Here is a 12,298-nt window from a genome sequence, read left to right as displayed (position 1 = left end):
GCTCAGGACTTCTTGAGCCCTTCCATCTCCGCGCGGGTGTCCGACGTGAGCATCTCCTCGACCTCCGAGGCGGTCGGCGGCTCGACCTTGTCGTCCGGGCCGCCGCCGAAATAGCTCCAGCGCGTCTCGACGGTGAACCACCCCTCGCGCACGGCAAGGGTCATGCCCGCGAGGTTGTCATTGTCCGTGCCGTTCGTCTCGGTCACCAGGTACGCCTCGTCGCCGATGCCGCTCACGGCCTTGGTCTTGTAGCTGTACGTCTTCTGCGACTGGTCCTCGTACGCCTTGTACTCCGAGGCGAACTCGCCCTCCGGGGCCGTCGTCTTGTGCCACCGGGCGGTGGAGTAGACGTAGATGCTCGAGTAGGTGTCCTTGGCCGCCTTCGGGTCCTTGAGCTTGCGGCTGCAGTAGCTCTGGTCGAGCCCCTTCTGCTGCGAGCCGTAGTGGGTCGTCGAGGTGGAGTCCGTGTCGATCTCGTACTTCTTCTTGAAGGCGTCCAGCGAGGAGACGTCGCAGAGGTTCTTCGCGTACCGGTATCCGGCGAGGTCCGCCTTCGCGCCGTCGCCGCTGTCGGAACCGAGGTTGCCGGTGGCGAAGAGCGCCCCCGCCCACAGCGCCGACGCGACCACTACGCCGCCGATTCCCCACACCCAGCCCGGCGTCGGCTTGCGCGGACCGGCCGGGGGCGCGGGCGGGGCGGGCGGCTGGCCGTAGGGGCCCGGCTGCTGTCCGTACGGGCCGGGCTGCTGACCGTAGGGCTGAGGCGAACCCTGAGGTGAACCCTGAGGCGGGACCGCGCCCGGGGGCTGCTGGTAGGGATTCGGGTTCTGCTGGTACGGATTGGGCTGGTTGGGCTGGTTGGGCTGGGGGTTCGGTATCGACATAGGCGGCAATGTACCGGTGGCCTGGGCCAGGAGGAGGCGGCCCCGCCCTGGTCGTCCCAGGGGTGACCGGCTCAAGTAAGGTCACCCTTAGCTATATGTGTACGTAGTGAACCCTGGAGGCTCCCTCATGCCGCTCACCGCTCCTCCCGAGGGGGCGACCCGCCGGCCGCCCCGCATCCCGCGGCCGCAGCCCGTCGAGCCGGTGGACAGTGCGTGGGTGGCCCGGGCCGTGGAGCAGGGCGTGGAGCGGGGCGTGGGGCACGGTGACTTCTGGGATGCCGTACGGGAGGCCGGTGGGGCGCCGCTCGTCGAGCCCGATCCGCAGGGCGACGACGAGTACCGGGTCGTCACCTTCCTGTGGCGTGGCACGGACGCGACCCGCGCCGTCCTCGTGATGCCGAACAAGATCGTCGACCCGCGTGACATGGCCCCCAACCTGATGGAACGAGTGCCGGGCACGGACATCTGGCACTGGTCGGTCCGCATGCGCGAGGACTGGCGTGCGACCTACAGCCTGTGTGTGGACGAGGGGGACGGCCCACTGGCGGAGGACGGCGCGTACTGGCCCTGGCTGCGGCAGCAGCAGCGGACCGACCCGCTCAACTCGCGCACGCTCACCCGGCGTTGGGGCGGTGACCCGGTCTCTTACGTAGAGCTGCCGCAGGCTCCCACCTGCGACGACTGGCGGCGCCGCGACGGCGTGGCGCGCGGCACCGTCAGCACACACACCGTCCGCAGCGAACTGCTCGGCAACGAACGGCAGGTGCACCTGTACGAGCCACCGGGCGGCGGGCGCGACCTGCCCGTCCTGGTGCTCATGGACGGTGAGATGTGGCAGCCGGGGCTCGACATCGCGACCCTCCTCGACAACCTCATCGCCGACGGCGGCATCCCGCCCCTGGCCGCCCTGCTGCCCGAATCCCTGAGCGCCGACCAGCGCTGGGAAGAGCTCGCCTGCAACGAGCGGTTCGTCCGGTTCCTGGAGACCGAGCTGCTGCCCTGGGCGGGCGAGCGGCTGTCCCTGACCGGTGATCCCGCGCGGACCGTCGTCGCGGGCCAGAGCCTCGGCGGCCTCACCGCCGCGTACGCCGCCGTGATCGCGCCGGGGAGGTTCGGCCGCGTCCTGGCGCAGTCGGGTTCCTTCTGGTGGCCCGACGGACCCGACCCGGAACGCTCCGAGTGGCTGACCGGACGCATCGCCGCGAGCGAGAAGCTGCCCGTGCGGTTCTGGCTCTCGGCCGGTGAACAGGAGTGGGTCGCGCTGCCCGCCATGCGCAGGCTGCGCGCCACGTTGCGGGAGAAGGGGTACGACGACGCCGTGTACCGCGAGTTCAACGGCGGGCACGACTACTTGTGCTGGCGCACCGAGCTCGCGGACGGACTCGTAGGGCTGCTCGGCGATCAGTCCGCCGCGTAGCCCTCGGGGACGGCCGCGTCCCGCACACCCCAGTGCGAAAGGTCGAGCGGGGCCGGGCGGACGAGCCGGATCTCCGTCACATGGGCGGATCCTGGAGGCGGGCCACGCAACGGCCGTACGTCTCCGGGCCGTACACCGTGGTCCAGCCCTCGGGGGCGCGGCGGAAGACAGGCCACAGGGAGTACTCCCCGAGCGCGTTCTCCAGGACCAGGTGGGTCGGCTCGGTGTCGGCGTCGGTGCCGCTGTCGACCGGGTCGAACGGGCCGGGCGTGGTCGTCATGCGTGGTCCAGCTCCTTGAGGCGGGCGGCGAGGACGGCACAGACCTCGTCGAGGCGGCGCGGCTGCGTCAGCTCCGGGTGCAGGCAGTCCACGTCGTGGTTGCCGATCGCGCCACTGACGTACGGTGCCCAGGCCTCCCTCGTCAGCCAGTCCTCGGCGCGTGGCGCGGAGGCCGTGAAGAACAGGGCGTCGCCGTCGAAGGGGCGGTGCTCGTGCTCGCGCATCAGGCGGGCGTTGTTGATGACGATGTCGAGCACCGCCGACAGCGTCCGGTCGGGAAGGCCTGCCAGGGCGCTGCCCTCGCGTTGCAGGGTGGCGAGGACGTCCTCGCGGGTCAGCTCGTCCGTCAGGTCGTAACCGGCCATCCGCAGCAGCGCCTTCAGGGCGTCCGCCTCCGCCGGGACAGCGGCATCGCGCCACTGGTCGGACGGGTAGGCGTCGAGCAGCGCGAGCAACTCGACCTCCTCGCCAGCCTCTTGGAGGAGAACGGCGACCGTGTGGGCCAGGACGCCACCCACCGACCAGCCGAGCAGCCGGTATGGTCCGTGCGGTTGCACGGCGCGCAACGCGGCGACGTACTCGGCCGCCATCTCCTCCATAGTGGAGGGGAGTTCGCTGTGCGAGTCGTGCGAACCGTGCAGGCCACGTGCCTGGAGCCCGTACACCGGCTGGCCCGGATCGAGCCGCGAGAGCAGCCCTGAGTAGCACCAGCTGATGCCCCCCGCCGGGTGGAAGGTGAACAGCGGGGTGCGGTCGCCGCCCGCGCGCAGGGCGAGCAGCACGTCCAGGGAGCGGTCGGCCTCGCTGTGGTCCGCGTCCAGGTGGGCGGCGAGCGCCGCCGGGGTCTGCGCCTGGAAGAGCGTGCCGATGGTGAGCTCGGCGCCCAGCGTGTCGCGGACCCTGGAGACCAGACGAGCCGCCAGGAGCGAGGTGCCGCCGAGGTCGAAGAAGGCGTCTTGCACGCCGAGTTGGGGCACGCCGAGTATCTCGGCGAAGAGCCGGGTGAGCGTCTCCTCGCGGTGGCCGCTCGGCACCCGGCCACCGTCCCCCGACCCCTCGAAGGCGGGGGCGGGCAGGGCGCGCCGGTCCAGCTTGCCGTTCGGGCTGAGCGGGAAGTCGTCGAGGACGAGGATCGCGCCGGGAACCATGTAGTCGGGCAGCGTACGGGCGAGCCGGGCGCGCAGCTCCTCGGGGTCGGCGACGGCTCCGGTGTCGCAGGGCGTCACGTACCCGACGAGCCGCTGGTCGCCGGGCCGGTCCTCGCGGACCAGGACGCTGGCCGCGCCCACCGCGGGATCTGCCGCCAACTCGGCCTCTATCTCGCCCAGTTCGATACGTAGACCGCGCAGCTTCACCTGGTGGTCGGTGCGGCCCAGGTACTCGATCTCGCCGTGCTCGGTCCACCGCGCCAGGTCGCCCGTGCGGTACATGCGGGTGCCGGGCGGACCGTAGGGATCGGCGACGAAACGGGCCGCGGTCAGTTCGGGCCGCCCCAGGTACTCGGCTGCCAGCTGGGTGCCCGCCAGATACAGCTCGCCCTGCACACCGGGCGGGCACGGCTGGAGCGCCGCGTCCAGGACGTACAGGCGCGTGTTCCAGACGGGCTTGCCTATCGGCACCGGGCCCGTGCCGTCGGTGGAGCACGGGTGGTACGTCACGTCGACGGCGGCCTCGGTCGGACCGTACAGATTGTGCAGCGGTACGCCGTCGAGCACGCGCCCGAACTCCCGTACCGTCTCGCGCGGCAACGCCTCCCCGCTGCAGAAGACGTGCCTCAGCCGTCCCGCACTGTCGGCCGCGGCCGGTTCCGAAAGGAACACCTGGAGCATCGACGGCACGAAGTGGCAGACGGTGACGTCCTGTTCGCGGATGACGCGCGCGAGGTACGCCGGGTCCTTGTGGCCGCCGGGCTCGGCGACGACGAGCGTCGCGCCCACCCGCAGCGCCCAGAAGAACTCCCACACCGACACGTCGAACCCGGACGGCGTCTTCTGCAACACCCTGTCACCGGCAGTGAGTTCGTACTGGCCCTGCATCCAGCGCAGCCGGTTGTCGATCGCCGAGTGCGGCACGACGACGCCCTTGGGGCGGCCGGTGGACCCTGACGTGTAGATGACGTACGCGGCGTGGTGCGGGGTGAGTGCGCGCGGCGGGTCGTACGTGCCGTACGGCGTCGTGTCCAGGCGGTCGAGGGCGACGAGCGGGACACCCGACGCGGGCACCCGGTCGGCGCGGTCGGCGATCACGCAGGCCGGGCCCGCGTCCTTGAGCATGTACGCGAGACGGTCCGCCGGATAGTCCGGGTCCAGGGGCAGATAGGCGCCGCCCGCCTTGAGCACGGCGAGCAGCGTGATCACCAGGTCCAGGGAGCGCGGCACGGCGACCGCCGCGAGCGCGCCCGGACGTACGCCGACCTCGATGAGATGGTGGGCGAGCCGGTTGGCGCGGGCGTTCAGCTCGGCGTACGTCAGCTCCTCGTCGCCGAAGACCAGGGCGGTGGCGTCCGGGGTGCGGACCACCTGGCCCTCGATCGGGCCGATCAGCGTGGTGGGCGGCACCGGGTGCGCGGTGGCGTTGAACTCGTCGACCACCAGCGTCAGTTCACCGTGGCGGGCGATCGTGTGCTCGGCGAGCGGAGTGTGCGGACCCGCATCGGCGATGCGCTCCAGGAGTTCCATGAACCGTGCCTGGTGGACGCCGAGTTCATCCGGCTCGTACAGGGCGGGATTGCCGTCGTAGTCGATGCGCAGGCCGCTGCCGTCGGCACGGTCGTAGACGTTGACCGTCAGGTCGTCGACCGGGCCCGCCGACAGGTTGTGGGCGTCGGTGCGGGCGCCCGCGAAGGTCAGGCCGTAGTCGAACGGCATGACGTTGATCAGCGGCCCGACCAGGGACCGGCCATCACCGAGCAGGCCCAGGTCGCGGCGGATGTCCTCGTAGCGGTAGCGCTGGTGGCGGCGGGCGGCACGGATGCCGAGCACCACCTGCCGGGTCAGCTCGGCGAACGTCGCCTGCTGGGTCACGGTGAGCCGCAGCGGAAGCACGTTCATCACCATGCCGGGCACGCGGAGCGCCACCGAGCCCATGCGGCCCATCATCGGCAGGCCGAGCACGACCTCGGCGGAGCCGGTGGCCCGGGATACATAGAGCGCCTGTGCGGCGATCAGGACCTCCGGCCAGGTCGCCCGCATCGAGGACGCGGACTCCCGCAGCCGGGACGTCGCCTCGGGGGAGAGGCGGGCGCTGCGGCGGTGGAAGGTGCGGGACGGCAGCGCGGTGCGCCCGGCCAGGTTGGGGGCGTCGGGGCGGTCGGCGAAGGCGCCGTCCCAGTGGCGCCGGTCCGTGTCGTACGTCTGCGAGGCGCGGTACGCGGTGTCCTCGGCGACCAGGTCCTCAAGTCGTCCGAAGGGGCTCGTCCCGGGTGTCTCGCCCGCTGCGAGCGCGGTGTAGATCTCGGCGGTGCGGCGGGCGAGCAGCGAGTAGCCGAAGCCGTCCATCACGATGTGGTGCACCCGCTGGTACCACAGCCAGCGCTCGTCGCCGACGCGGAACAGCGCGTGCGCGAACAGCGGCCCGGCAGCCAGGTCGAACGGCGTGGCAAGGTCCTCGCGCATCCACGCCTGCGCGTCGGCGTCCGGGTCGGACGCGGCCCGCAGATCGCGCACCTTCAGCGGGAGCGTCGGGTCGGGGACCTCCAACTGGCTCGGTCCTTCGGCCCCTTCGATGATCCGTACGCGCAGGGCATCGGCCTCGGAGACCACCTGACGCAGCGTCCGCGCGAACAGGGACGGGTCGATGGGGCCGTGGATCTCCAGGCACTCGGCCGTGTTCTGGGCCGGGCTTCCGGGGTCGAGCGCCTGCGCGAACCACATGCCCGACTGGGCAGCGGTGAGCCTCATGCCGAGGCTCCCAGAATCGGCGCCCAGGCCTCGATGGCGGGCTGCTCGGCCAGGTCCACGAAGGTGGCCGTGATGCCGTGCTCGCGGCGCCAGCGCTCGATGAGCGACATGATGCGCACCGAGTCGAGGCCGTAGTCGACGAGGTTCTCGTCGAGAGGGATGTCCGCAGGGTCCTCGCCCAGGACATCGGCCACGTCGGCCCGTATGAGTTCCACGCTGAGCGCCATGTCAGATGCCCTTCAGAACCGTGTCGGTGGTGGTGACGACCGCGCACCGGCCGGCCGCGTAGCGCAGCGCCATGTCGTGGCCGTCGCGGGAGAAGTCGGCCACCGCGTCCGCGACGACGAACGCCTGCACGTCACGCATCCACGCGTCGCAGGCCGTCATCAGGACGCCGATGTGCGCGTACACGCCGACGATGACGATCTGGTCCCGGCCCGCCTCGCGCATACGCTCCTCGAGGTCGGTACGGACGTACGCGCTGTACTTCCACTTCGTCAGCACGGTGTCGCCGGGCTCCGGCGCGACCGGGCCCGCGATCGCCTTCGCGTGCTCGTCGTCGGGCAGGCCCGGACCCCAGAAGTCCTGCTGGAGGCCGCGCTCGGCGGGCGACTGGCCGCCCGGTTGCGCGGAGTACAGGACGGGGATGCCGGCCGCGCGCGCTGACTTCGTCAACTCGGCCACATTGGTGAGGAGTTCGGTGGTCGGCGACGTGTCGGGGGTGTAGGCGGTCAGGAAGTGGTTCTGCAGGTCGTGGACGAGCAGTACCGCCCGCTGCGGGTCGACGGTCCACGCGACCCGGTTGTCGGGCAGCTCGTCGGACGAGGGCATCGCGTACGGCGTGACGGCGGGGAGCGCCATGGTGGGGGCCTTTCGGGGAATTCAGGAAAGCTGGGTGGATCGCGGCTGCCTGCCGGGCAGGGGAGAGCGCGCGGAGGTCAGTCGCGCAGTCGCCGGGATGGCTGCCCGGGGCGGCTGCCCGGGGCGGCGGGTCAGTTGCCCGGAGCGGCGGCGGTCGACCGCTGGTCCTTCTTGCTGATCTTGCCGATGCCGGTCTGCGGGAAGACGGTCACGAACTCGACCCGGTCGGGGACCTTGTACGCGGCGAGACCGCGCTCCCGTACGAACTTCTTGATGACGACGGGCTTCAGCGGCTCGGCGTCCGCGCGCAGGATCACGTACGCGAGGGTCCGCTCGCCGAGGTAATCGTCGGGCACGGCGACGACCGACACGTCATGGACGTGGGGGTGGCCGAGGATGATGTTCTCGACCTCCTCCGGTGCGATCTTCTCGCCGCCTCGGTTGATCTGGTCCTTCGCCCTGCCCTCCACCACCAGATGCCCGGTGGGGGTGCGGCTCACGATGTCGCCGGTGCGGTAGAAGCCGTCGGCGGTGAACGAGCGGGCGTTGTGATCGGGGGCGCGCCAGTAGCCGCGGATGGTGTACGGGCCGCGGGTCAGCAGATGGCCCGCCTCCCCTTCCGGCACCTCCTGGTCGAGGTCGTCGACGATGCGGACCTCGTCGTCCGGGGAGATCGGACGGCCCTGCGTGGTGACGACGAGCTCGGCCGGGTCGTCCAGACGCGTGTAGTTGACCAGGCCCTCCGCCATGCCGAAGACCTGCTGGAGCGTGCAGCCGAGCGCCGGGGTGACCCGGCGCGCCGCCGACTCGCTGAACTTCGCGCCGCCCACGAGGAGCACCTCGAGGCTGGAGATGTCGTACGGCGTCGAGCGCCCCGCGTCCGTCCACACCAGGGCGAGCGGCGGAACGAGACCCGTGATCGTCACCCGCTCCCGCTCGATGAGGGGGAACGCGGTGTCCGGATCGGGCTGCGGGCACATCACGACACGGCCGCCCGCGTAGAGCACGCCCAGCGAACCGGGTGACGACAGCGGGAAGTTGTGGGCGGCGGGCAGCGCCACCAGGAAGACGGAGTCCTCCGTCACACCGCAGATCTCGTTCGAGCCCCACAGCGAGTACATGTAGTCGTCGTGGGTGCGGGGGATCAGCTTCGGTACGCCCGTACTGCCGCCCGACAGCTGGAGGAAGGCGAGGTCGGACGGCACCGGGGCGTCGATCGGGGTCGGCTCGCACGGCACGTCGGACAGCGCCGTGTGCTCGCCGGGGTCGCCCACCACGAACACGTCGCGCAGCGTGGGTACTTCGGCGCGGACCTTCGACGCGAGGTCACGGTGGTCGAAGCCGCCGACGCGGTCCGGGATGACGTAGGCGACGGCCTCGGTGAACTCGCAGAAGTAGTGGATCTCCGTCTCGCGGTGCGCGGGCAGCGCGAAGACCGGCAGGGCGCCGATCCGGAAGAGCGCGAAGATCACCTCGAAGAACTCCGCGACGTTCGGCAGCTGGACGACGACCCGGTCACCCTTGGTGATGCCGCGTGCGGCGAATCCGGCGGCCAACTGATCCGCGCGTACGTCCAGTTCGCCGTACGTCCAGGACCGGTCCCCGTCGGTGATCGCGACCCGGGCGGGGTGCGCGTCGGCGCGCTCGCGGAGCATGCCGCCGAACGTCTCGCCGCGCCAGTACCCGGCGGCGCGGTACCGCTCGGCGAACACCTCGGGGATGGGTGGTGCGTCCCTGCGGCCGTCCGTCCTCAGGCCGCCCGCCCTGAGGCTGTCCGCCCTGAGGCTGTCTGTCGTCGTCATCGGTCGACCCCCACCGCATCCAGGAACGTACGGAACTTGGCGCCCGTCTCGGCGCGTTCGGCCTCCGGCGAGGAGTCGGCCACGACGCCCGCGCCCGCGAAGAGCCGTAGCCGTCCGCTGCCGCTCTCCGTCTCCTCGGCCTCCGCGCAGCGGATCGTGACGACCCACTCGCCGTCGCCGCGTGCGTCGCTCCATCCGACCATGCCGGTGTAGTGCCCGCGGCCGAACGGCTCAAGCTCGCCGATGACGTCACGGGCGTGCCCGGTCGGGGTGCCGCACACGGCCGGGGTCGGGTGCAGGGCGGTGGCCAACTCCAGTGCGGATGCGGCCGGTTCGGCGAGTACGCCGGTGACCGTCGTCGACAGGTGCCACATGGTGGCGGTGCGGACCAGGGTGGGCCGCTCCGGCACATCGAGGTCGGTGCAGAACGGCGCGAGTGCCTTGTGCACGGCGTCCACGACGACGGCGTGCTCGTGCAGGTCCTTCGCCGATTCGAGCAGCGCGGCGGCCCGGCGCACGTCCTCGGCGAGATCCGCCGAGCGGGGCGTCGAACCTGCCAGGGGGTTCGCGGTCAGGCGGGTTCCGTGCCGCGAGACGAGCAGCTCCGGGCTCGCGCCCAGGAGAGTGCGGCCCGCGCCCGTGGGCACGGCGAAGGAGTAGCCGCGCGGATCGCGGCGGGCCAGGCGCTGGAGCATGGCGGGCAGATCGAGCGGTCCCTCCGTGGACAGCTCCAGCGTGCGGGCGAGCACGACCTTGTCGAACTCACCGCTCTTCATGCGCGCCACCGCGGCCTCGACCGAAGCGGCGTACTCCTCGCCCGACGGCACTTCACGCACCTGCCAGCCGCCGGCCGTGGCGGGCGGCTCGGTGGGCAGCGCGACGAGCGGGTCGGTACGCAGCGCGGGCGCCCAGCGTGCCGCTTCGGGCACGGCGAGCACGGCGGGTGCGCTGGGGTCGAAGGGGATGGAGCCCACCACGACGGGGGCCTTGTTGCCCGCGCGCCGCTGTGCGTCGAGCGTCGCGGCGACCCGCTCCGTCAACGGCCGCTCGTCGTGCGGGACTTCGGCGGCCGTGCCATGGGCCAGGAGGGTGCGGGTGGGCGACGCGAAGAACCGGGTGTCGCCGGGTCGGTAGGCGTCGAGCAGCGCGGTTGCCGCGCCGACGGCCCCGGGGGTGGTGGGGGCGGCGAGTGCGACCACGTCGTTGGGGGGTGTCACTGGTGACTCCTCGTCAAGTAAGGGAGGGCGGCGCGGCTTTCAGGCGCGCAGGGTGGCGCCGCCGTCCACGTACAGGTCGTGCAGGGTGATGTGCCGGGCCCGGTCGGAGACCAGGAAGGCGACCGCGTCGGCGATGTCGGAGGGGTCGGCGATCCGGCCGAGCGGAATGCCGACCCGGTACGAGGCGGAGTCGCCCTCGATGACCCTGGCCGCGGCCTGCTCGTGGTCGTCCGTCCACAGCTGCCGCTGCATGTCTGTGTGGGTGGAGCCCGGCGACACGACGTTGCAGCGCACGCCGTCGCGGGCGACCTCAAGGCCCAGACACTTGGTGAACATCGTGGCGGCGGCTTTCGACGCGGCGTACGCGGCCATCTGGGTGCGGGGCACCCCTGCGGCGTTCGAGCCGACCGTCACGATGGATCCTTTGCCCCGAGCGGTCATGCGGCGGGCCGCGGCGCGCGAGGTGTGGAAGACGCCGTTCGTGTTGACGGCGAAGGTCTCCGCCCAGTCGGTGTCGGTGAGTTCGACGACCGGGGCGGGCCGCAGGATGCCCGCGACATTGACGAGGATGTCCAACGGCCCCGCGGTGCGCTCGACTTCCTCGAACGCCGCGTCCACGGCTGCCGCGTCGGTGACGTCGAGGACCATGCCGGTGACGCGGCCGCCCTCGGCCTGCACCGTGAGGTCCTGCTCCTTCACGTCGGGCGACCGGTCGGCGGCCACGACCCGGGCGCCGCGTTCGGCGAGCGCGCGGGCCACTGCCTGTCCGATGCCCCGGCCCGCGCCGGTGACCAGGGCCAGTCGGCCTTCGAGCTCCAAGTCGGTTATGCCGGAGGTCACTTGCCCATCGCCTTCTCCACGTCCTGAAGGACGGAGACGGCGGCCTGCGCGCCGCCGAGGCTGGTCCACTTCGAGCCGTCGATCTCGGTGGTGTGGTCCTTCTCGACCGCGTCGAGCTGCTTGTACGCGGCCTTGCCCTTGAGCTCCTTGAAGAGGTCGGCGTCCGGACCCGCGGAGCCGAGCGTGCCGATGAACAGCCAGTCGGCGTCGATCTGCTTCAGGTCCTCGTCGCTGAGCGGCGTCGAGTGACCCTCGCCCTTCTTGTTCTGGATGCCGGGCCGCTTGAAGCCCAGGTCCTTCAGGACGTCGGAGATGAACACGCCCTGCTGCATCACGGCGGTGCCCTTGGCGGAGTAGCGCGCCACGGAGACGCTCGCGCCCGCGTTGGCGCCGAGGTTCTTCTTCACCGCGGCGGCCTTGGTGTCGTAGTCCTTCAGGAACGCGCTCGCCTCGTCGGACTTGCCGAGCACCTCGCCGGTGAGCTCCAGGGACTTCTTCCAGTCCTTGGTCCTGTCGATCGTGACGACCGTCGGCGCTATCGCCTTGAGCTGCTTGAGCACCTGCTGGTCGGCGAGCTGTCCTGCGAGGATGACGTCCGGCTTGGCCTGCAGGACCTTCTCGATGTCAGGTCCGGTGACCGCGCCCACGACGGGGATGTCCTTGGCCTGGTCGGTCAGATACTCGGGGGCGCCCTTCTGGCCTCTGCCCGCGGAGAGGCCGACGGGCTCGACCTTCAGGGCGAGGGCGGAGTCCAGGTCCATCTCGCTCAGCGCGATGACCTTCCCGGGGTTGGCCGGAACCTTCACCTGCGCGCCGGAGGCGTCGGTGACGGTGACGTTCTTCGCGGCGTTTTTCGCCTTGTCGCCGGAACTGGAGCCGGAGTCGTCGGACGAGTCGGAACCGCAGGCGGAGAGGGCGAGCGCGGAGGCCAGAGCAAGGGCCGCAACCGCGGTCAGCCGGGTACGCGGGGTGTGGTTCGAGGACATGTCCGTGATCTCCATGCTTCTGTCGTCCGGGGGTCAGTCCGGACATAAGGGTCATCCCTGGCCGTGTCGAGGCATGACGAATCACCCCTGCCGGGGCAGGGAGTTCGCCGAC

The 12,298-nt window shown here is 71.4% G+C and carries 10 protein-coding genes; 1 reads left to right on the top strand and 9 read right to left on the bottom strand.

Translation table 11 applies throughout. From position 1 onward, the window contains the following. Nucleotides 1–2 precede the first annotated feature (2 nt). Nucleotides 3–884: a hypothetical protein gene (locus ACWFRJ_RS12075; protein ID WP_453527812.1), complete on the bottom strand. Its 882-nt coding sequence runs from the start codon at nucleotides 882–884 to the stop codon at nucleotides 3–5. A 127-nt stretch (nucleotides 885–1,011) separates the two neighbouring features. Between ACWFRJ_RS12075 and fes the strand changes: the two genes are divergently transcribed. Next, the gene (fes, locus tag ACWFRJ_RS12070; protein WP_453527809.1) at nucleotides 1,012–2,301 is read left to right on the top strand and encodes an enterochelin esterase; all 1,290 of its coding nucleotides are present in this window, start codon (nucleotides 1,012–1,014) and stop codon (nucleotides 2,299–2,301) included. Nucleotides 2,302–2,377: 76 nt separating this feature from the next. Here the strand turns inward: fes and ACWFRJ_RS12065 are convergent, their stop codons facing one another. The 8 genes from ACWFRJ_RS12065 to ACWFRJ_RS12030 form a co-directional block, all read right to left on the bottom strand. Continuing rightward, nucleotides 2,378–2,581 (bottom strand): MbtH family NRPS accessory protein, encoded by a 204-nt coding sequence (locus tag ACWFRJ_RS12065; RefSeq protein WP_453527806.1) that lies wholly within the window; start codon nucleotides 2,579–2,581, stop codon nucleotides 2,378–2,380. After that, a complete protein-coding gene (locus tag ACWFRJ_RS12060) occupies nucleotides 2,578–6,480 on the bottom strand; it encodes an amino acid adenylation domain-containing protein (protein ID WP_453527803.1) in 3,903 nt (1,300 codons plus the stop codon). The genes ACWFRJ_RS12065 and ACWFRJ_RS12060 overlap by 4 nt, the downstream gene beginning before the upstream one ends. Continuing rightward, nucleotides 6,477–6,707: a phosphopantetheine-binding protein gene (locus tag ACWFRJ_RS12055; protein WP_453527800.1), complete on the bottom strand. Its 231-nt coding sequence runs from the start codon at nucleotides 6,705–6,707 to the stop codon at nucleotides 6,477–6,479. The genes ACWFRJ_RS12060 and ACWFRJ_RS12055 overlap by 4 nt, the downstream gene beginning before the upstream one ends. 1 nt (nucleotide 6,708) lies before the next feature. Further along, the gene (locus ACWFRJ_RS12050; protein WP_453527795.1) at nucleotides 6,709–7,341 is read right to left on the bottom strand and encodes an isochorismatase family protein; all 633 of its coding nucleotides are present in this window, start codon (nucleotides 7,339–7,341) and stop codon (nucleotides 6,709–6,711) included. Nucleotides 7,342–7,472: 131 nt separating this feature from the next. Then, nucleotides 7,473–9,143, bottom strand: a complete 1,671-nt coding sequence (locus ACWFRJ_RS12045) for a (2,3-dihydroxybenzoyl)adenylate synthase (RefSeq protein ID WP_453527792.1) — start codon at nucleotides 9,141–9,143, stop codon at nucleotides 7,473–7,475. Then, nucleotides 9,140–10,360, bottom strand: a complete 1,221-nt coding sequence (gene dhbC / locus ACWFRJ_RS12040) for an isochorismate synthase DhbC (protein WP_453527790.1) — start codon at nucleotides 10,358–10,360, stop codon at nucleotides 9,140–9,142. The genes ACWFRJ_RS12045 and dhbC overlap by 4 nt, the downstream gene beginning before the upstream one ends. Nucleotides 10,361–10,399: 39 nt before the next feature. Beyond that, nucleotides 10,400–11,200 carry a 2,3-dihydro-2,3-dihydroxybenzoate dehydrogenase gene (locus tag ACWFRJ_RS12035; protein WP_453527787.1) on the bottom strand — a complete coding sequence of 267 codons (801 nt, stop codon included), beginning with the start codon at nucleotides 11,198–11,200 and terminating at the stop codon, nucleotides 10,400–10,402. Continuing rightward, nucleotides 11,197–12,186, bottom strand: coding sequence for an ABC transporter substrate-binding protein (locus ACWFRJ_RS12030; protein WP_453527784.1), 990 nt, complete (start codon nucleotides 12,184–12,186; stop codon nucleotides 11,197–11,199). The genes ACWFRJ_RS12035 and ACWFRJ_RS12030 overlap by 4 nt, the downstream gene beginning before the upstream one ends. Nucleotides 12,187–12,298: the final 112 nt, after the last annotated feature.

Source organism: Streptomyces sp. NPDC055239, from assembly GCF_053606205.1.
Note: the sequence above shows the minus strand (reverse complement) of the source record. Positions and strands in the feature narration are given on the sequence as shown.

Excerpts from the sequence above, each read along its gene's own strand:
- ACWFRJ_RS12075 (WP_453527812.1), bottom strand. The coding sequence starts at position 884 with ATGTCGATACCGAACCCCCAGCCCAACCAGCCCAACCAGCCCAATCCG.
- fes (WP_453527809.1), top strand. The coding sequence starts at position 1,012 with ATGCCGCTCACCGCTCCTCCCGAGGGGGCGACCCGCCGGCCGCCCCGC.
- ACWFRJ_RS12065 (WP_453527806.1), bottom strand. The coding sequence starts at position 2,581 with ATGACGACCACGCCCGGCCCGTTCGACCCGGTCGACAGCGGCACCGAC.
- ACWFRJ_RS12060 (WP_453527803.1), bottom strand. The coding sequence starts at position 6,480 with ATGAGGCTCACCGCTGCCCAGTCGGGCATGTGGTTCGCGCAGGCGCTC.
- ACWFRJ_RS12055 (WP_453527800.1), bottom strand. The coding sequence starts at position 6,707 with ATGGCGCTCAGCGTGGAACTCATACGGGCCGACGTGGCCGATGTCCTG.
- ACWFRJ_RS12050 (WP_453527795.1), bottom strand. The coding sequence starts at position 7,341 with ATGGCGCTCCCCGCCGTCACGCCGTACGCGATGCCCTCGTCCGACGAG.
- ACWFRJ_RS12045 (WP_453527792.1), bottom strand. The coding sequence starts at position 9,143 with ATGACGACGACAGACAGCCTCAGGGCGGACAGCCTCAGGGCGGGCGGC.
- ACWFRJ_RS12030 (WP_453527784.1), bottom strand. The coding sequence starts at position 12,186 with ATGTCCTCGAACCACACCCCGCGTACCCGGCTGACCGCGGTTGCGGCC.